At 69.4% G+C, this 17,152-nt stretch carries 18 protein-coding genes and 2 pseudogenes; 8 read left to right on the plus strand and 12 right to left on the minus strand.

The window, feature by feature from the left end; all coding sequences use genetic code 11:
• Positions 1 to 17: 17 nt before the first annotated feature.
• On the plus strand, positions 18 to 599 hold the full coding sequence (locus tag C441_RS01905; protein WP_007273532.1) for a peroxidase-related enzyme: 582 nt from the start codon (positions 18 to 20) through the stop codon (positions 597 to 599).
• 84 nt (positions 600 to 683) lie between these two features.
• Complete coding sequence (locus tag C441_RS01910; protein ID WP_004043709.1) at positions 684 to 878, plus strand: cold-shock protein; 195 nt, start codon at positions 684 to 686, stop codon at positions 876 to 878.
• A 122-nt stretch (positions 879 to 1,000) separates the two neighbouring features.
• On the opposite strand, the gene C441_RS01915 is transcribed toward C441_RS01910, so the two are convergent.
• The 4 genes from C441_RS01915 to C441_RS01930 all read right to left on the minus strand — a co-directional run bounded on the left by C441_RS01915 (position 1,001) and on the right by C441_RS01930 (position 6,212).
• Entirely contained in the window at positions 1,001 to 2,497 is a 1,497-nt protein-coding gene (locus C441_RS01915) for a cryptochrome/photolyase family protein (protein ID WP_007273533.1), read from the minus strand.
• 49 nt (positions 2,498 to 2,546) lie between these two features.
• On the minus strand, positions 2,547 to 3,341 hold the full coding sequence (locus C441_RS01920) for a creatininase family protein (protein ID WP_007273534.1): 795 nt from the start codon (positions 3,339 to 3,341) through the stop codon (positions 2,547 to 2,549).
• Between the two features lie 69 nt (positions 3,342 to 3,410).
• Positions 3,411 to 5,027 (minus strand): acyl-CoA synthetase, encoded by a 1,617-nt coding sequence (locus C441_RS01925; RefSeq protein WP_007273535.1) that lies wholly within the window; start codon positions 5,025 to 5,027, stop codon positions 3,411 to 3,413.
• Positions 5,028 to 5,090: 63 nt separating this feature from the next.
• Complete coding sequence (locus tag C441_RS01930) at positions 5,091 to 6,212, minus strand: bactofilin family protein (RefSeq protein WP_007273536.1); 1,122 nt, start codon at positions 6,210 to 6,212, stop codon at positions 5,091 to 5,093.
• 211 nt (positions 6,213 to 6,423) lie between these two features.
• Here C441_RS01930 and C441_RS01935 point away from each other — a divergent pair, with 211 nt between their 5' ends.
• Complete coding sequence (locus tag C441_RS01935; RefSeq protein WP_007273537.1) at positions 6,424 to 7,398, plus strand: aldo/keto reductase; 975 nt, start codon at positions 6,424 to 6,426, stop codon at positions 7,396 to 7,398.
• A gap of 43 nt (positions 7,399 to 7,441) precedes the next feature.
• On the plus strand, positions 7,442 to 7,936 hold the full coding sequence (locus tag C441_RS01940; RefSeq protein WP_007273538.1) for a hypothetical protein: 495 nt from the start codon (positions 7,442 to 7,444) through the stop codon (positions 7,934 to 7,936).
• On the opposite strand, the gene C441_RS01945 is transcribed toward C441_RS01940, so the two are convergent.
• The 3 genes and pseudogenes from C441_RS01945 to C441_RS01955 all read right to left on the minus strand — a co-directional run bounded on the left by C441_RS01945 (position 7,912) and on the right by C441_RS01955 (position 10,916).
• Positions 7,912 to 9,129, minus strand: a complete 1,218-nt coding sequence (locus C441_RS01945) for an MFS transporter (protein ID WP_007273539.1) — start codon at positions 9,127 to 9,129, stop codon at positions 7,912 to 7,914. The genes C441_RS01940 and C441_RS01945 overlap by 25 nt on opposite strands.
• A 56-nt stretch (positions 9,130 to 9,185) precedes the next feature.
• Positions 9,186 to 10,248: pseudogene (locus C441_RS01950) on the minus strand (iron transporter).
• A complete protein-coding gene (locus C441_RS01955; RefSeq protein WP_007273540.1) occupies positions 10,245 to 10,916 on the minus strand; it encodes an SCO family protein in 672 nt (223 codons plus the stop codon). The pseudogene C441_RS01950 and the gene C441_RS01955 overlap by 4 nt, the downstream one beginning before the upstream one ends.
• A gap of 147 nt (positions 10,917 to 11,063) precedes the next feature.
• On the opposite strand from C441_RS01955, the gene C441_RS01960 reads away from it, so the two are divergent.
• A complete protein-coding gene (locus C441_RS01960; RefSeq protein WP_007273541.1) occupies positions 11,064 to 12,362 on the plus strand; it encodes a DUF7405 family protein in 1,299 nt (432 codons plus the stop codon).
• A 39-nt stretch (positions 12,363 to 12,401) separates the two neighbouring features.
• Here C441_RS01960 and C441_RS01965 read toward each other — a convergent pair.
• From C441_RS01965 to C441_RS01975, 3 genes and pseudogenes are all read right to left on the minus strand, one after another.
• Positions 12,402 to 13,093: pseudogene (locus C441_RS01965) on the minus strand (cytochrome c biogenesis CcdA family protein).
• Entirely contained in the window at positions 13,093 to 13,680 is a 588-nt protein-coding gene (locus tag C441_RS01970) for a TlpA family protein disulfide reductase (protein WP_007273543.1), read from the minus strand. Before C441_RS01970 ends, C441_RS01965 begins: the two are co-directional and overlap by 1 nt.
• Before the next feature lie 147 nt (positions 13,681 to 13,827).
• Positions 13,828 to 14,511, minus strand: a complete 684-nt coding sequence (locus tag C441_RS01975) for a DsbA family protein (protein ID WP_007273544.1) — start codon at positions 14,509 to 14,511, stop codon at positions 13,828 to 13,830.
• A 179-nt stretch (positions 14,512 to 14,690) separates the two neighbouring features.
• Here C441_RS01975 and C441_RS01980 point away from each other — a divergent pair, with 179 nt between their 5' ends.
• A complete protein-coding gene (locus tag C441_RS01980) occupies positions 14,691 to 15,077 on the plus strand; it encodes a 2Fe-2S iron-sulfur cluster-binding protein (RefSeq protein WP_007273545.1) in 387 nt (128 codons plus the stop codon).
• 13 nt (positions 15,078 to 15,090) lie between these two features.
• On the opposite strand, the gene C441_RS01985 is transcribed toward C441_RS01980, so the two are convergent.
• Positions 15,091 to 15,669, minus strand: coding sequence for an NUDIX hydrolase (locus C441_RS01985; RefSeq protein WP_007273546.1), 579 nt, complete (start codon positions 15,667 to 15,669; stop codon positions 15,091 to 15,093).
• Between the two features lie 161 nt (positions 15,670 to 15,830).
• On the opposite strand from C441_RS01985, the gene C441_RS01990 reads away from it, so the two are divergent.
• Both C441_RS01990 and C441_RS01995 read left to right on the plus strand, forming a co-directional pair.
• The gene (locus C441_RS01990) at positions 15,831 to 16,031 is read left to right on the plus strand and encodes a hypothetical protein (protein ID WP_007273547.1); all 201 of its coding nucleotides are present in this window, start codon (positions 15,831 to 15,833) and stop codon (positions 16,029 to 16,031) included.
• Positions 16,032 to 16,065: 34 nt separating this feature from the next.
• Positions 16,066 to 16,494, plus strand: a complete 429-nt coding sequence (locus C441_RS01995; RefSeq protein ID WP_007273548.1) for an RNA-binding protein — start codon at positions 16,066 to 16,068, stop codon at positions 16,492 to 16,494.
• 39 nt (positions 16,495 to 16,533) lie between these two features.
• Here C441_RS01995 and C441_RS02000 read toward each other — a convergent pair whose 3' ends face one another.
• Positions 16,534 to 17,097 carry a thioredoxin family protein gene (locus C441_RS02000; protein WP_007273549.1) on the minus strand — a complete coding sequence of 188 codons (564 nt, stop codon included), beginning with the start codon at positions 17,095 to 17,097 and terminating at the stop codon, positions 16,534 to 16,536.
• Positions 17,098 to 17,152: the final 55 nt, after the last annotated feature.

The raw sequence follows: 17,152 nt of genomic DNA on the forward strand, positions 1-17,152 counted from the left end.
CGGGAGAGCGGAGACGCATGGACGACGACGCCATGCGCCGCTTCCCCGTTCCCGACCGCGACGACCTCCCCGAAGACCTCCGCGAGCGCATCGACGACGAGACCGAGCGCGCCGGCTTCACCCCGAACGTCTTCGCCGCGTTCGCGTACAAGCCCTCGCACTTCCGGCCGTTTTTCGAGTACCACGACGCCCTCGTCGAGGACACCGACCTCGAACGCCACGAGGTGGAGATGATAATCGTGGCCGTCTCCGGCGTCAACCACTGTTACTACTGCAACGTCGCCCACGGCGCGCTGGTCCGCATCTACGCGAAAGACCCGCTCCTCGCGGACCAGCTGGTCGCCAACTACCGCACCGCCGACATCCCCGAGAAACACAAGACGATGCTCGACGTGGCGGTCAAACTCACCGAATCCCCCGTCGAGGTCGGCGAGGACGACCTCCAGCGACTCCGCGACGCCGGCTTCTCCGAGGAGGCGGTCTGGGACATCGGCGCGGTCACGGCCTTCTTCAACCTCAGCAACCGCATGGCGATGTTCGCCGACATGCGGCCGAACGAGGAATTCCACACACTCGGCCGCCAACCGCGCGACGACTGACTCTCGGGAGCAGAACCAATACCACGGTCATTGGTGTCAATTGCCGGAATCCTTATGCCACCGACCGGCGAGGTTCGACACGCAATGGCGAAAGGTAAGGTTGCATTCTTCAAGTCCTCCGGGGGCTACGGCTTCATCGAGACCGACGACCACGACGACGACGTGTTCTTCCACATGGAGGACATCGAGGGTCCCGACCTCGAAGAGGGTCAGGAAGTGGAGTTCGACATCGAGGAGGCCGACAAAGGTCCGCGGGCGACGAACGTCACCCGACTCTGAGGCCGGCGCGTTCCGCCCGACGACGACTCGACAGCGAATCAGAGTTCTGCATTTTCAGCCCGTCAGCCGCGGCGCTCGCGCGTCGGCGGCCGCCAACTTCGGACGGCCGGTCGTCGCCCGCCTCAGAGCGTCCCCGCCCGCCCCATCCGCCGAATCTCGTCGGCCCGCGTCCGGATGGCCTCCCACTCCTCGTCGTCCTTGCGGTCGACGTGGGAGTACATGAGCCCCATCCGGCCCGTTCCGCGGAGGCGCTGTTCGTTCTCCTTCAGGAAGTCCCAGTACAGCGCGTTGAACGGGCAGGCGTCCTCGCCGATCGTCTTCGACACCGCGTAGGGACACGACGAGCAGTAGTCGGACATCTCGTTGACGTAGTTGCCCGACGAGGCGTAGGGCTTCGACGAGAGCACGTCGGTGGCGAACGACCCCATCGCGACCACGTTCGGCGTCGTCACCCAGTGGAACGCGTCGACGAAGCCGAGGTGGAACCACCGGTCGAGTTCCGCCGGGTCGACGCCGTAGACGAGCGCGAAGTTCGAAAGCACCATCAGGCGCTCGATGTGGTGGGCGTAGCCGCGGTCCCGAACGTGGCCCACGGCCTCCGAGAGACAGCGCATGTCCGTCTCGCCGGTCCAGTACGCCTCGGGAAGCGATTCGGTCTGGTCGAGTTGGTTCGCCTCGGCCAGTTCGGGCATCGACCGCCGGTAGACGTGCCGCACGAACTCCCGCCAGCCGAGGACCTGCCGGACGAACCCCTCGACGCTGTTGAGCGGGGCGTCGCCCGCCTCGTAGGCATCTTCGACGGCCTCGACCGCCTCGCGCGGGTGAAGCAGACCGAGGTTGATGGCCGCCGAGAGCAGGGAGTGACAGAGCGCCCACTCGCCGTCGACCATCGCGTCCTGATACGGGCCGAACTCGGGGAGGCGGACCTCGACGAAGTGCGCCAGCGCCTGTCTCGCCTCTTCGCGCGTCACCGGCCAGACGAACGGCTCGGGCGACCCCCACGCGTCGGGGTAGCGCTCGCGGACGAACGCGATGACCTCGCGCGTCGTCTCGTCCGGGTCGAACCGCGGTGCCTCCGGCGGCGTCCACCCCTCCGGTGGCGTCTCTCGGTTCTGGTCGTCGTAGTTCCACTCGCCGCCGACGGGGCCGTCGCCGTCCATCAGGACGCCCGTCTCCCGGCGGGCGTGCCGGTACCACTGTTCCTGTCGGTAGCTGTCGGCGTCGCCGGCCCAGTCGTCGAAGCCGGCGGGCGTCGTGAGAAACAGGTCGTTCTCGACGAGCGTGAGCGACCCGCCGCGGGCGGAAACGAGCTCCCGAAGCCGCTCGCCCGCCCCGTGGCTCGGCGGGTCGAGCACGACGAGGTCGTCGCCGGGCGCGGCGTCGAAGTAGCGGTCGAGGCCCTCGCCGAACGTCTCGACTTGGAGGTAGGTCACCTCGTAGCCGCGCTCGCGGAGGTCGTCGCGGAAGTGCCGCATCGCCGAGAAGACGAGCGCGAGCTTCTGGGGGTGGTACGGCAGTCGATCGCCGAAGGCGTACGCCTCTATCATCAGCACGCGGTCGTCGGACTGGAGCGGCGCGGCCGACGGGTCGAGTTGGTCGCCGAGGACCCAGACGGTCATAGGCGTCCCTTCGGCGGTGGAGAAAAGAGCGTGTCGGCCAGTCGAGGGGTCAGCGACGCGACCCCGGCTGGGGGTCGACGTGGGCGGGCGCGAGCAGGTCGTCTATCGGCTGGTCGTCGAGCCACGACAGCAGGCGAACGAGCTGGTCGGTCGCGGCCTCGAACAGCTCCTCGCCGGCCTCGGGCGACGCGTCGGTCTGGTCGCCGAAGACGCCGTTTCCGGAGTTCTCGACGGCGTCGTAGAACGTCCGCGCACCGTGCTCGCGGAGGTGGTCGTCGCTCAGGTCCGGGACGCCGCCGTCGCGGGCGGATTCGAGTTCGCCCTCGCGGACGAGGTCGCGGGCGATGTGCATAATCATCGAGGTCTCCTTCGGCCCGCCGTGGGGGCCGGGGTGGTCGAACAGGTCGGTCACGAGGTCCGGAATCGACTCGTCCCACATCCACTCGATGGCGTACATGGTGCCGTCGTCGCGGAGGCGGCGGCCGACCTCCCGGAGGTGCTGGACGTTGCCGCCGTGGGCGTTGACGAACACGACCCGGTCGACGCCGTGGTACGCGAGGTTGCGCGTCATCGACTCCACGTAGTCGCGGAACTGCGGCGGGTCGACCCACATCGTCCCGTGGAACTGGCGGTGGTGGGGGCTGACGCCGACGTTGACGGTCGGCGTGCAGAGGAAGCCGGTCCGGTCGGCCGCCTCGCGGGCCAACGCCTCCGCGATGAGGTGGTCGGTTGCGAGCGGGAGGTGCGGGCCGTGCTGTTCCGTCGAGCCGAGGGGGACGACCGCGAGCGACGACTCGGCCACGTAGTCGCCGAGTTCGGGCCACGTCTGGTCCGCGATGTACATGGGCGTCACCAGGCGACGACGCCTAAAGAAAGGTGCCAAAGGGGAAATGGACTCCCGGAGCGCGCCGGCTCAGTCCCGCTCTTGGGACCGCAGTTCGATGCGCCGAATCTTCCCCGAGGAGGTCTTCGGCAGTTCCGCGACGAACTCGATTTCGCGCGGGTACTTGTACGGGGCCGTCTGCTCTTTCATGAACGCCTGTAACTCCTCGACGAGGTCGTCGGAGCCCTCGTAGCCGTCGATGAGGACGACGAACGCCTTGACGATACTGCCGCGCTCCTCGTGGGGGCTGGCGACCGCGGCGGCCTCGGCGACCGCCTCGTGGGAGACCAGCGCGTCTTCGACCTCGAAGGGGCCGATGCGGTAGCCCGCCGAGATGATGATGTCGTCGGCGCGGCCCTCGAAGAAGAAGTAGCCGTCCTCGTCGCGGGAGGCGAGGTCGCCGGTGCGGTAGTAGTCGCCCGAGAACGTCTTCTCGTCGAGGTTCGGCTTCTCGTAGTAGCCGTCGAAGATGCCGGGACAGCCGACCGGGACGGCGATTTCGCCGATTTCGTCGACGCCGACCACCTCCTCGTTCTCGTCGATGATGGTCGTGCCGAGGCCGGGCGTCGGCTTGCCCATACTGCCGGGCTTCACGTCGATGCCGGGGTAGTTCGTGAGGAGCGCGACCGTCTCGGTCTGGCCGTAGCCGTCTCGCGGGATGACGCCGAACGCCTCGCGGAACGCCTCTATCGGCTCGCGGTTGAGCGGTTCGCCCGCCGACAGCGCCTCGGTCAGTTGCAGGTCGTACGAGCCGAGGTCGCGCTGGGCGAACATCCGGTACTGGGTCGGGACGGCGCAGAGGCGGGTGACGCCCTCTTCTTCCATGATGTCGAGGAACGTGTCGGGTTCGAAGTCGCCGCGGTAGACGAACTGGGTCGCGCCGGTCGTCAGGCCGACGCCGACGGGGCTCCAGAACCACTTGGCCCAGCCGGTGCCGGTCGTCGCCCAGAGCAGTTCCTCCGAAAGGTCGTCGTCGGCCGTGACGCCCCACCAGTAGGGGGCGTTGACGAGTTCGAAACACCGCATCCAGCGGTGGCGGTGGCGGACCGGCTTGGGCTGGCCGGTCGTCCCCGACGTGTAGTTGATGGACATCGGGTCTTCGGCCCGGAGGTCGGGGCCGTCGTGTTCGGCGGACGCGTCGGCGACGAGGTCGGAAAAGGAGGTCCAGCCGTCGGCGTCGTCGGCGTCGCCGCCGAGGACGACGAAGTTCGAAAGCGGCGTCTCGTCGCGCACCTCGTCGACCATGCCGACGAGCGACTCGTGGACGACGGCGGTCGTCGCCTTACAGTCGTTCGCGCGGAACGCGATGTCCTTGGGCTTGAGCATCGAGGAACTGGGGACGAGAAGCGCGCCGCGCTTGAGCGCGCCGAGTTGGACGGCGAACACGTCGGGGTCGCGGGGGAGGAGGTGGATGACCCGGTCGCCCTTCCCGACGCCCATGGATTCGAGCGCGTTGGCGAAGCGGTTCATGTCGTCGCGGAGGTCGCCGTAGGTCCGCTCCTCGCGGCCGCCGTCGGCGTCGCGGAACTTCAGGGCGACGCGGTCGCCGAAGGCGTCGGCGTGCGATTCGATGACCGCGGGGATGTTGTACCCCTCGGGGATGTCCCACTCGAACGATTCCGACTCGGCCGCGTAGTCGACTGCCATGGCTCGACAGACAGAACAGACCATAATAATTGTTCGTCCGGGTTGTGCGAGGGAGCCGCGCCGTCAGGCCATCGGCGAGCCCTCTTGTGGGCCCTCGTCCGGCGCGCTCACGCTCTCGTCGCCGTCGTCGCCGGACTCCCCGCGGAGCGCCAGCGCGAACGCGCCGAGCCCGACGAGGAGGACGACGAATTCGAGGACGCCCCCGAGCGGGACGAAATCGAGGACGGCCAGCACGAACAGGCCGGCGAACAGCGCGACCCAGCGGTTGTCGTAGTCGGCGAGCGACAGGAGCCACGTCCCGAGGACGAGCGCGCCGTAGATGCCCGCGACCCAGAGGACGAGCAGGAAGCCGACCCCGCCGGCCAGCGAGAGCGGGATGCCCACGATGGTCAAAAGCAGGAGCAGGAGGACGATGGGCACCGCGACGATGGCGAGCAGGCCGACGCCGCCGCTCCGCACGGCCTTCTTCGTTCCGAGACCCGTCACGCGGCGGGCGAAGTCGGGGGCGACGAGGACGATAATCGCGCCGACGACGAAGTTGGCGAGGAGCCAGTAGCCCGAGACCACCCAACCGGGGATGACCGGGCCTTCGAACTGGCCGACCTGGAACGGCGTCCCGGCGACGACGGGCGCGGCGACCGCGAGGTCGTCGACCTGTCGCACGCCGCCGTCGACGACGGCCGCGGCGTCGACGGTCGCGGTCGCGGCGTCGTATTCGAGCGACCCGCCGACCCGAGCGGTCGGGCCGACCGCGAGCTCTTCGGCCCCGACGCGGACGTTTCCGTCGACCGCGCCGTCGAGTCGGACGGTGCCGCCGGCGGCGTCTAACGACCCGTCGATGACGGCGGTGTCGCGGACGAACACCGCGCCGCCAGCGAGGCTCACGTCGCCGTTGACGGTGCCTTCGAGGGTCGCGGAGCCCGCGACTGCGTCGAGGTTCCCGTTGATGACGCCCGTCTCCGTCACGAGGACGGTCCCGGCCGTCGCGGACACGTCGCCGGTTACCGTCCCGGCGACGACGACCGTGCCGCCGACCGCGTCGAGGTCGCCGTCGAAGGTCTCGCCTTCGTCGACGACGACGGCACCGCCGGCTGACGGTCCCTGTTGTGCGGCCGCGACGCCCGCGAGCGACCCCACCACGAGGAGGCTCACGAGGAGCGCGACCAGTTGTTTCGCTGTGAACATCGGAATCACCGAGGCTACGCCTCGGATTAATGATACGACGCCGGAGAGCATAAACCGAGACAGACGGTTTCAGACGCCGGGAAACGGCCTGTTCGCCTGACTGTCAGCAATCGCCGCTCGGGCGCGCGGGCGCGCTCCGGCTGTCGGCCCGGTTCCCCACCGAAGCTACCGCTTGGTCCACCTTTTTGCCGACTCGCGAAGATGTTCGAGCATGGAGTACACGACGCTCGGAGACACCGGCATGGAGGTCTCCCGAATCTGTCTCGGCTGTATGAGCTTCGGCACGCCGGAGTGGCGCGAGTGGGTCTTAGACGAGGAGGCGGGGCTCGAACTGGTCGACCGCGCCATCGAACTCGGTATCAACTTCTTCGACACGGCGAACATGTACTCGAACGGCGAGTCCGAGCGCGTCCTCGGGAAGGCGCTTGAGGGCCGCCGCGACGAGGCGGTCGTCGCCTCGAAGGTCTACTTCCAGATGGACGACGAGGACCCGAACTCCGGCGGTCTCTCGCGGAAGGCCATCGAGCAGGAACTCGACAACTCGCTTTCCCGCCTCGGGATGGACAGCCTCGACCTGCTCCAGATTCACCGCTACGATTACGACACGCCCATCGAGACGACGATGCGCGCGCTCGACGACGCGGTTCGGCGCGGCAAGACGCGCTACGTCGGCGCGTCGTCGATGTGGGCCCACCAGTTCGCGGAGGCGCAGTACACCGCCGACTCGCTCGGACTCGACCGCTTCGCCACGATGCAGAACCACTACAACCTGCTGTACCGCGAGGAGGAACGCGAGATGCTCCCGCTCTGCGAGAAGCAGGGCGTCGGCGTCATGCCGTGGTCGCCGCTCGCCCGCGGCTATCTCACCCGCCCCCACGAGGAGTTCGAGGCGACGACCCGCGGTCGGACCGACGAACACGCCAAGGGCCACCCGTACTTCGAGGGCGGCGGCCGCGAGGTGAACGAGCGCGTCGAGGAACTCGCCGACGAGAAGGGCGTCAAGATGGCGCAACTCGCCCTTTCGTGGGTTCTCCACAAGGACTGGGTGGACGCGCCCATCGTCGGCACGAGCAGTATCGAACACCTCGAAGACGCGGTCGAGGGGCTCGACATCAAGCTCTCGGACTCCGACATCGACTACCTCGAAGAACCCTACCAGCCGGTCCGCGTCTCCGGCCACGACTAAGGCTAAGGGAAACAGCCTTCAGCGCCCGTCGAGAGAGTCGGTTGTGTACGGGACACTCGCTCGAATCGCCCGCGACGAGCCGGAGACGGCGATTCTCGGCGTCGAGTCGCTCCTCGCGGCCGGCGTCCTCCTCGGCGTCGCGCTGACGCTCGTCTCGCCGCTCGCGTCGGCGCTCCCGCTCGCCCACGTCGGCTTCACGCTCGCGGCCGCGGCGACGCTCCTTCTCACGGTCGTCTCGCTTCTGGCCGCGTCGCGGCGAATCGCCCTCCTCCTCACCGGCCGCGGCGACCTGCGAATCGAGACGTTCTGGCGGCTCCTCGAACTGATGCTCGCGTTCCTCGTCGCCGGTATCGTCGCCTTCGCGGTTCAACTCGGCGAGTTCGCGGCGGCCGTCCCCGACCCGCGGGGCGGCGGCGTCTTCGTCGGTCTGTTCTTGGCGTTCGTCCTCGCGGGCGTCGGCCTCGCCGTCGTCGTCTGCCTCCGCGGGATGTGGCTCGTCGTGAACGCCGAGCTTCAGTCGGCGCTCGACGGCGTCTGAGCCGCGTCGATACCGTCGAGCCGCTTCACCGCCCGGAGCGCGACGACGGCGATGGCGACCTCGGCGAAGCCGACGACGAGGAACGACGGGAGGTAGCCGACCGCGTCGGCGACGACGCCCCCGATGAGGAAGCCGGCGAGGAAGCCGAGGCTCCCGAAGACGTTGAAGCCGCCGAGGGCCGCCCCGCGCTCGCCCGAGTCGGCGAGGTCGGTCACGAGCGCCATCGTCGCGGGGGCGACGAGCGCGCCGAAGACGCCGACGACGACCATGAGGGCGGCCGCGAGTTCGAAGGCCGGAGCGACGCCGACGGCGACGATTGCGACGCCGTAGAGCATCGACCCCGCGACGACGGGGACGAACCGGCCGACGCGGTCCGAAAGCGATCCCAGCGGGTACTGCAAGAGCGCGAAGGGGACGAAAAAGAGCGCGAGCACTCCACCCGCAACAGCGGCGTCCACGCCGAACGCCTCGCGGAAGTAGTACACCCCGACGAGGGCGAAGAAGCCGGCGGTCATGCGGTCGATGAAGCCGAAGGCGTAGGGCACCGCGAACGCCGGGCGGGCGGCCAGTTTCTTGAGGACGACGCCGACGCCGACGCGGGTCGAGTCGGGCGTCCGGTCGGTGACGGTCGTGACGAGCAGGGCGACAGCGGTGAGCGACGCGGCGGACGCGTACAGCGGCGCGAGCGGGTCGATAGTGGTGAGTTGGCCGCCGACGACCGAGCCGAGCGCCGCGCCGAGGCCGATGGCGATACCCGCCGCGCCCATGTTCCGGCCGTTGCCCCCCGAGAGGTCCGCGAGCATCGTAATCGACAGCGAGAACGCGCCGATGGTCATCGCGCCGCCGACGAGGCGAACCGCGAGGACCGCGCCGAACGTGGCGTCGAGCCACGGGAGCGTGGCGAGCGCGAGGAGCGCGACGTAGCTGGCCGCGCCGCCGAGCGCGCCCGCGACGATGAGCCGCGTCCGCCGGCCGAGCGCGTCCGAGAGCGCGCCCCAGACGCTGGAGAAGGCGACGAACGAGGCGAACTCGGCGACGAGAAACAGCATCCCGGCAGAGAGGTCGTACTCCCCCCGCCCGCCGCCGAGGGCGGTCACGAGGTCGGAGACGCCGGGATAGAGGAGCACCTGCGAGACGAGGACGCCCCAGACGGCGAGCGCGAGCGTCGCGCGTTCGCGGCGCGTCGAGTCCATACGGGTTCGGTCGGTCCCGACGAAAATAGCCCTGTCCTTGTTCGATTCGGTTGCCGTTACCCGAGGCGGACGGGGTCGAAGTCGAGGAAAGCCGTCTCGTAGCCCTCGTGGCGAGCGACCTGCGGCGGCACGTCAACCGCGAGGTCGACGGTCGCGTCGCCGCCGGCGAGCCCCGGCACCGACGCGCCGTAGTGGAACCCGAGGTCGGCGTCGAGGCCGGGTTCGAGGCGGCCATCGAAGCGGGTCGAGCCGCCGGACGCGACGGTCGCGGTGAGGCCCAGCCGCGGGACGAGAAGGCGGTTATAGGGCGTCGAGCGGGAAGACGGCGAGGTACGGGTCGTCGCCGAAGCGGTCGGCGTCGAGGGCGGTGCCGACGAGTCGGAGGCCCCCAGTCGCCGCGGCCCCCAGCGCCGTCCCCGGAAGCGTCGCGGGGCCGAGGCCGAGGGGGAGACCGTCCATCTCCATCGGCCTGACCGCGCCGGGGTCGCCCTGCTGGTCGTCGAACGTCGTGTACGGGATGTCGTCGCGGTCGCCGGAACTGTACTCGAAGTCGAGCGTCGCGCTCGCGGGGGAATCGAACCGGCCGGCGAGGTCGCCGAACAGGCGCAGGGAGGGCGCGCCCACGTCCACCGTCACCTCGTAGGTGCCGTCGCCGTCGAGGCCGAAGTTCGAGCCGTAGTGGAAGCCCATCCGCTGGGAGAGCATCGCGTAGACGACCTCCTCGCTCACGAGGTCCCCGTCGCGGGCGATTTCGATAGAGAGGCCGGTGTCGGGGACGACGACGCCCGTCTCGGGGTCCCAGACGGACGCCATGAGATGCACGTCGTCGCCGGCCTCGACCGAGATTTTCGACGTGCCGAAGCCGTCGCCCTCGTCGGCCATCACCCAGAATCGGTGGGGGTAGCTGTAGAAGACGCCCACGCGGAGGTCGCCGGCGTCGGCGCTTCCGACCATGCGCATCCCCTCGGTGTGGGTCGGGACGTACACCCCGTCGGGACGGTTCGAGACGACCGGCGGCTCGTTCGACGTGTAGAGCCGGCCGAGCTCGGCGAGACAGCCGGAGAGCCCGGCGGCTCCGACGGTCCCGCTCGCCGCGAGGAATCGACGCCGACTCGTCATGCCTCCCGGAGCGCAGTGAGGTCGTCGATGAGCGCCTGTTCGTCCGGCTGGTTGCCGCGGTAGGTCCGCTCGACGTAGCCGTCGCCGTTGACGAGCGAGACGAGACCGAGGTGGGTGAACATGTAGTTGCCCTCGTCGTTCGGCTCGTTCTTCTGGAAGAAGACGCCGAACTGGTCTTCGACGACGGACTTCGCCTCGGCCTCGTCGGCGGGCCGGAGGAAGTGCCAGTTACCCGCGTCCATGTCGACGTTCATCTGGTCGGCCTCCGCGCGGAAGGCGTCGGCGTCGTCGCGGGCGGGGTCGAACGTGATGGGGTAGAACGACACGCCATCGGCGTAGCCCTCGGAAATCGAGTGAATCTGGACCTCGCGGAGCGCGCTGATGAGGACCGGACAGACGGTCATGCAGTTGGTGAAAAAGTACGTGTGGAAGTGCGGCCCGTCGATGTCGCGGACCGACACCTCGCTCCCCGCGATGGGGTCCGAAAGCGTCACGTCGGGGACCCGCTGGCCCCACGCCGGATACGGGAGGTCCTCGCTGGACACGTCGTTCTCGCGGTCTGGCTTCGACAGCGACACGTTCGGGTTGGCGTCGCCGCCACCGAGACAGCCCGCCAGCCCGACGGCCGCGCCCGCCCCGGCGGCGCGGAGATACGTTCGTCGTTTCATTGCTCCTCGCTAGAGCCCCGGTACTGAAATGCCGTTTGGTGTGCGTTTCGAACGCCAGCGCGCGTGTTCTCGTCTCGCACGACCGTGGATGAAAGCTTCGACGCACACACCAGAACGGACTTCCCCGCGAGGTGCCTAGCCGGGCGTATGTTCGACGGGCCTCCGTCCCGCCGGGAGTTCCTGAAGGCCGCGGTCGCCGCCGGCGGCGCGGCGGCGCTGTCCGCCTGCCTCGACAGGGCACCGGACGCCCCCGTCCCGGCGGGGACCGACGCGTTCGAGACGCTCCCGAGCCGACAGCACGCATGGAACGAGTTCTGCCGTGAGGACGACCACGGCAACGCCGAGATGCCCAGACATCAGGTGCTCCTCTACCTCGACCTCGACGGCGAGGGCCCGCCCGACGAGGCCGACCGCGAGACCGTCGAGCGCGCCTTCCGCGTCCTCGACCGCGCCTACGAGCGGAGCCACGAGGGCGTCGTCTGGTCGGCCGCCTACTCCCCGCGGTATTTCGACCGCTTCGACGACCCGCTTCCCGACAGCGTGGACCTGCCCGAACCGCGGGCGCTGTCGCCGTTCGAGACGCCCGAGTTCGACCGGCAGGACGCGCTGGTCCACCTCGCGTCGGACCGCGCCGACGCGGTTCTCGAAGCGGAACAAGCCCTCCTCGGCGAGGCGGACGAGGCCAACGGCGTCGCCGTCGACGCCGACCTCTCGGGCGTCTTCTCGGTCGCCTCCCGGCGGACGGGCTTCGTCGGGGCCGGACTCCCCGCGGAGCACCAGTCCGACCTGAACGGCATCCCGGACGGGAACCCCGTTCCCGAGGAATCGCCGCTTTTCATGGGGTTCAAAGCGGGCTTCGCCGGGAATCAGGCCACCGAGGAGTACGTCACCATCGACGAGGGGCCGTTCGCGGGCGCGACCACGAAGCACGTGGCGAACATCCGCCAGCGCCTCTCAGACTGGTACGACGAGGAAGACCGCTACCACCGGGTCATGAAGCTGTTTTCGCCCGCGCACGCCGAGCAGGACCTCGTCGACGGCGTCGGCGACAACCTCGGCGACGACAGCGGTATCGACGCGATGCTGGACGGCCTCCGCGACGACGCCTTCGAGTTCGGCCACGTCGGCCACGCCCAGAAGGCCGCCCGCGCCAACCGCGACGAGGAGGGGAACGTCAGACTCCTCCGCAGGCACTTCGAGTCGGCCGACGACGGCGTGGCGAGCCTGCACTTCCCGTCGCTCCAGCGCGGTATCTCGGCGTTCGAGGAGGTCCGCGAGGCGATGAACGGCACCGACCTGACCGACGTGCCGACCGTCCGCCAGCGCGTCAACAACGGGATTTTAGAGTACATCTTCGTCAAGCGCCGCGGCAACTTCCTCGTGCCGCCGCGGGAGATTCGCGCGTTGCCGACGCCGACGGGCGAAGCGCCGGGACTGGACGGCTGAATCGAGCGCCTCCCGTTACGTCTCTGGTCGGCCGCGCCCTCAGACGTGTCCCAAGAACGACAGCGCCAGCCAAATCTGCCAGAGGCCGGCCAGCACCATCACGACCGCGGCGACTTTCTGAATCGACCCGACGTAGCCCGACAGCGACCGAATCCGGTCGCCGCCGAGCGCGGCCGCGACGGTGACGACCGCTAGCGGGAGCGCCGCGGCGGCGGCGTAGGCTCCGAGCGAGACGACCGCCTGCGCGGTCGGGAGCGCGAGCGACTGGGTGACGACGCCGAGGAAATCGGGACGACACAGCCGGCGGCGGCGAGGCCGTACACCCCGCCGAAGACGGCGAAGCCGGTGACTGACGACCGGTACTCCGGGAGGACGACGTGGAGGCTCGGCGCGCGACCGGTGAACATGAGGACGCCGAAGCCGACGAGCGCCGCTCCGACGAGCGGTTCGAGGAGCGCGAGGTGCGAGGCGATGCGGCCGCCGACGACCGCGAGGGCGCTCCCGATAGCGCCGAGAACGACCAAGGCGGCGAGCGACGCGACCGCCCCGCGGACGACCGCGCCGCCGAGGTCGGCCTCCTCGCTGGAGAGGTAGTAGCCGACGTAGCCGGGCAAAAGCGGGTAGGCGCAGGGCGCGAAGAAGGTGGCGACGCCGGCGCTGACGGCGAACGCGAGCGTGCCGGCGAACGCGGAGTCGAACCCCAAGGCGGGGCCGAGACCGAACCCGGGCATCAGGCGACGTCCTCGACGGCCGCCCGGAGGTTCTCCTCGCTGGCGAGGCCGCGGTGGGTCCACGCTATCGACCCGTCGGCGTCGAAGACGACGAGATACGGGAGACCGTTCGCGCGGACCGCGCGCATCAGGTCGCTGTCGGGGTCGTGGCCGACCGTCCAGTTCCCGTCGTGTTCGGTCCACCAGTCGCGGATATCGTCCATCGTGAGGCCGCCGCCGAGGCGCTCGTTCGTCACCGAGACGAACGCCACGTCGTCGCCGAACTCATCGTGGAGCGCCCGGAGCGACTCCATCTGGGCGACGCAGGGCGCACACCACGTCGCGAAGAGGTCGAGGACGGTCGGCGTCCCCTCGGCGGGGATTCGGACCTCGCCGGCCGACGATCCTTGCGCGTCGACGGTGTCGATGACGAGCGGGAGGTCGCCGGCCTCGGACGACGCCGTCGCTGAGGCGGTCTCGGTGCTCTCGTCCGCGGCTCCGGCCGTCGTCTCGGTCGCGTCCGCGGGTGCGGACCCGTCGCCGAGACAGCCCGCGACGCCGGCGACACCCGCGCCCGCGAGAAGAGAGAGGAGGGCGCGTCGTCTCACGGGTCGTCACCTCGGCGGAGTCGGGAGCGCGGTCGCGTCGTGTGCATACTCGTGGCTAGTGAATCCCATCGTAAAGCGTCGCTGGTGTCGTGCGCGAATCCCGCGTGAGAGATGGTGTGGGCGTCGAATCGTGGGACTCGCGTCCGATTATCGGGCGTTCTCGACGGCGCTCCGGAGGTCGGACCACCGCGGAGCGACCTGCTCGCCGTCGACGAGGACGGTCGGCGTGCCCTGAAAGCCGCGCTCGTCGACGGCCTCGGTCCGCTCGGCTTCGACGAGCGGGCGGTAACGCTCGCGGGAGGCGGCCGCGGCGACAGAACAGCCGTCGAGGTCGGCGTCGTTCGCGAGAGACTGGAGCGTCGACAGCGAGCCCTCGGCGTCGCCGCCGCTGAACTCCGACTGGTTCTCGTAGAGCGTGTGGGCGAAGTCGAAGAAGGTCTCGTCGTCGGCCTCGTCCTGAGCGGCGCGGGCCGCCGAAGCGCCCTTCCACGACCACCAGTCGTCGACCGGAATCGGGAAGTCGTGGTGGCGGTAGCGGACGACGCCCTCGGAGACGTACTCGGACCGGAGTTGCGGGGCGACGTCGACCGCGAACGTCGCGCAGTGGGGACAGGCGAAGTCCTCCCAGACGTCGACGACGACGCTCGCGTCCTCGGACCCGATGACCGGCGTGGGGAGGGAGCTGACCGTGTCGCGCTCGGGGACTTCGCAACCGATGGCGGCGACGGCGTCGTTTCCGGAACCGCCGCTTCCGCCGCCGAGACACCCGGCGGTGCCCAGCGTCAGCGCACCCGCCGTCGCGGCGAGATACGCGCGTCGTGTGTTGCGCATGGTCGGGTTCGGGGGCGAACGAACTTAGATTCTCCGAGGCGAATCGGGGGTTTCGGAGGGCGTTGCCGCTTTTCGTGGTTCGGTTCGGGAACCGCGATATCGGCGGCCGCCGACGTCGCCGCGATTTCCGTCGTCCCCCAAACGACACTGATTAACCCCCCTGCGGCGTCCCCTCACACGTGCCAACCGTCCACTTCCGCGGCCGGGAAATCGAGTGCGACCGCGGGGACGTCCTCCGCGACGTGCTCCGCGCGGCCGGTGAGTCGCCGCACAACGGTCACTCGTCGTGGTTCAACTGCCGCGGCGGCGGCTCGTGCGGGACCTGCGCCGTCGAGGTCCGCGGCCCCGTGACCTACCGGACGAAAAAGGAGCGCCGCCGGCTCCGGTTCCCCCCGCACGACCCCGACTCGGGGCTCCGACTGGCGTGCCAGACGGTCGTCCTCGGCGACCTCTGGGTGGAGAAGTACCCCGGCTTTTGGGGCCAACACGCCGACGGCGACGACGGCGACGAAGCTGAGGTGCGCGACGGTGCCGACGCGCGCGGAACGCCGAAACGGGCCGACTGAGTCGGCGACCCGGTCAGTCGCCGGCGACGTGGTCGTACCACGAAAGCAGGTCGTCGCGGTCGCGGGTGTCCGCCGGGAGCTCCGAGACGCGGAACCACCGCGCGGCCGATATCTCCTCGTCGGGGTCGTTCACGCTGAGTTCGGCGGCCACGTCGGCGCGGGCGCGGTAGACGGGCATCACGCCCCACGTCTGGTGGCCGTCACAGCGGATGTCGATTCTGGTGGCCATCGCGAGGCCCCCGTAGTCGGCGCTGATACCGGCCTCCTCGGCGAGTTCGCGCCGGGCGGCCTCGGTGAAGCCCTCGTCGTCGCCGTCGACGCCGCCGCCGGGGAGGACCCAGAGGTCGACGCCCTCGTGGCGGACGAGCAGTATCTCGTCGTCGCGGCGGCGGACGACGGTGTGGACGCCGTAGGGCGTCCCCGTGGACTTCACGCGGGAGGCGAGCGTGCGGAACCGCGGGCGGGAGACGCGGCGGGTGTGGACCGGTTCGAGGTAGTCGGCGTCGGCGTGGCTCCGGCGCAGGCGGTGGTAGGCCTGCTCGGCGCGCTGTCGCGCCTCGTCCGCGAGGAACCACAGGTCGTCGACCGTCATCGGCGCGCGTCCGGCGGTCGATGTGCGAGCGGGCGACTCGGCATACTCCACGGTTCGGCGCGACTCCACAAATCGGCTTCGACACGCGCCGTCCTGAGGGGGAGCCGGCGACTTCGCGGCCAATCATCGCCCTTTTATCCGGTGGCGCGGAACCTGTGCGTATGAGCTTCGAGAAAGACGACAAGGTCGTTCTGCACGACAAGCACAGCGAGTTCGACGGCGAGACCGGCACGGTCACGCAGGTCATCGAGAGCATGTTCGGCGAGCCGACCTACACCATCAGCTTCGACGAGGGTCAGGAGGTCGGCATCGCGCAGGACCAGCTCGAAGCCGCCGACGCCGACGAAGCCGACGAAGAGTAACGCGACCCACCGACCGACGCCTCCCAGACCCACTATGCCACGCGTTCCGTTCCACTACATCGACCTCCGAACGTTCTGCTACGAGACGGAAGACGAAAAACGGGTCGAGGAGGCGCTTCGGGCGTTCCTCCCCGACGAGTTCGACGTCGACCGCGTCGAGAGCGCCGGCCACCACGGCGACCGCATCATCGTCTTCTCCGCGCGCGTCGAGCGCGCCAACGACGTGCGGCACGTCCTCGACAAGATTCGCGACCTCCCCGACTTCGAGACGCTCCTCGACGAACTCGACCAGCGCGTCACGGACAACACGGAGTTCTTCCTGCGGCTGGACAAACAGGCCGCGTTCAAGGGCGAGGCCCGCCGCGGCGGCGGCCTCACGCTCCGCGCGAAAGTCGAGGCCTACCCGGCGAAGAAGGAAGCCGCGGTGGAGAACGCCCGCGAAGCCCTCCTCGGCGACGAGTAGGGTCGTCCGAAGTCGGTCGAATTCTCGCGGTGAACTATTCTACGCGTCTTTCCACTTGATGGAACAGCCCTGCGAGGGGTACTCCTCGACGGGGATGTCGTCGCCGGCGAGAAGCGCCTCGACGGCCGTGCGCATCTCGTAGTCGGTCACCTCGTCGTCGGGGCTCATCGCGTCGTCGATGCGGGAGTGGAACGCGAGTTCGAAGTCGTCGCTGGTGTTCTCGAAGAGGAACGGGTCGGGTGTGCAGACCGCGCCGTACTCGGCGGCGACCGCCTGTGACTCGTCGCGGAGATACGCGGTGTACCCAATCGTGCCGTCCTCGACGAGTTCCTGCATCCGCTCGAAGGAGTCCTCGGGGCGGTCCTCGGCGTCGTTGGGGTTGATGCCGACGACAGCGAGGTCGTCGTAGGCGCTGGCGAGGTGGTTCAGTTCCTCGAACTTCGCCTTCGCGTACGGACAGTGGTTACACGTGAAGACGAGGAGGAGGGCGTCGTAGTCGGCGAACGACGAGAGGGAGTACGTCTCTCCGTCGGTGCCGGGGAGTTCGAAGTCGGGCGCGGCGTCGCCGCGTTCGAGCTCGGAGTCGGATTCCAGGAGTACCATGCCGCCACGTTGGCCCGCGAGCATGAAAAGCGGTTGGCCCGCGGCAGTCCCGCGT

Origin of the sequence: Haloferax sulfurifontis ATCC BAA-897, assembly GCF_000337835.1 — an archaeon.
Taxonomy (GTDB): Archaea; Halobacteriota; Halobacteria; order Halobacteriales; family Haloferacaceae; genus Haloferax; species Haloferax denitrificans.

Coding starts and splice junctions, on each gene's coding strand:
- C441_RS01975 (WP_007273544.1), bottom strand. CDS start 14,511: ATGCGCAACACACGACGCGCGTATCTCGCCGCGACGGCGGGTGCGCTG.
- C441_RS01990 (WP_007273547.1), top strand. CDS start 15,831: ATGAGCTTCGAGAAAGACGACAAGGTCGTTCTGCACGACAAGCACAGC.
- C441_RS01930 (WP_007273536.1), bottom strand. CDS start 6,212: ATGTTCACAGCGAAACAACTGGTCGCGCTCCTCGTGAGCCTCCTCGTG.
- C441_RS02000 (WP_007273549.1), bottom strand. CDS start 17,097: ATGGTACTCCTGGAATCCGACTCCGAGCTCGAACGCGGCGACGCCGCG.
- C441_RS01935 (WP_007273537.1), top strand. CDS start 6,424: ATGGAGTACACGACGCTCGGAGACACCGGCATGGAGGTCTCCCGAATC.
- C441_RS01985 (WP_007273546.1), bottom strand. CDS start 15,669: ATGACGGTCGACGACCTGTGGTTCCTCGCGGACGAGGCGCGACAGCGC.
- C441_RS01920 (WP_007273534.1), bottom strand. CDS start 3,341: ATGTACATCGCGGACCAGACGTGGCCCGAACTCGGCGACTACGTGGCC.
- C441_RS01905 (WP_007273532.1), top strand. CDS start 18: ATGGACGACGACGCCATGCGCCGCTTCCCCGTTCCCGACCGCGACGAC.
- C441_RS01995 (WP_007273548.1), top strand. CDS start 16,066: ATGCCACGCGTTCCGTTCCACTACATCGACCTCCGAACGTTCTGCTAC.
- C441_RS01910 (WP_004043709.1), top strand. CDS start 684: ATGGCGAAAGGTAAGGTTGCATTCTTCAAGTCCTCCGGGGGCTACGGC.
- C441_RS01945 (WP_007273539.1), bottom strand. CDS start 9,129: ATGGACTCGACGCGCCGCGAACGCGCGACGCTCGCGCTCGCCGTCTGG.
- C441_RS01915 (WP_007273533.1), bottom strand. CDS start 2,497: ATGACCGTCTGGGTCCTCGGCGACCAACTCGACCCGTCGGCCGCGCCG.
- C441_RS01960 (WP_007273541.1), top strand. CDS start 11,064: ATGTTCGACGGGCCTCCGTCCCGCCGGGAGTTCCTGAAGGCCGCGGTC.
- C441_RS01925 (WP_007273535.1), bottom strand. CDS start 5,027: ATGGCAGTCGACTACGCGGCCGAGTCGGAATCGTTCGAGTGGGACATC.
- C441_RS01955 (WP_007273540.1), bottom strand. CDS start 10,916: ATGAAACGACGAACGTATCTCCGCGCCGCCGGGGCGGGCGCGGCCGTC.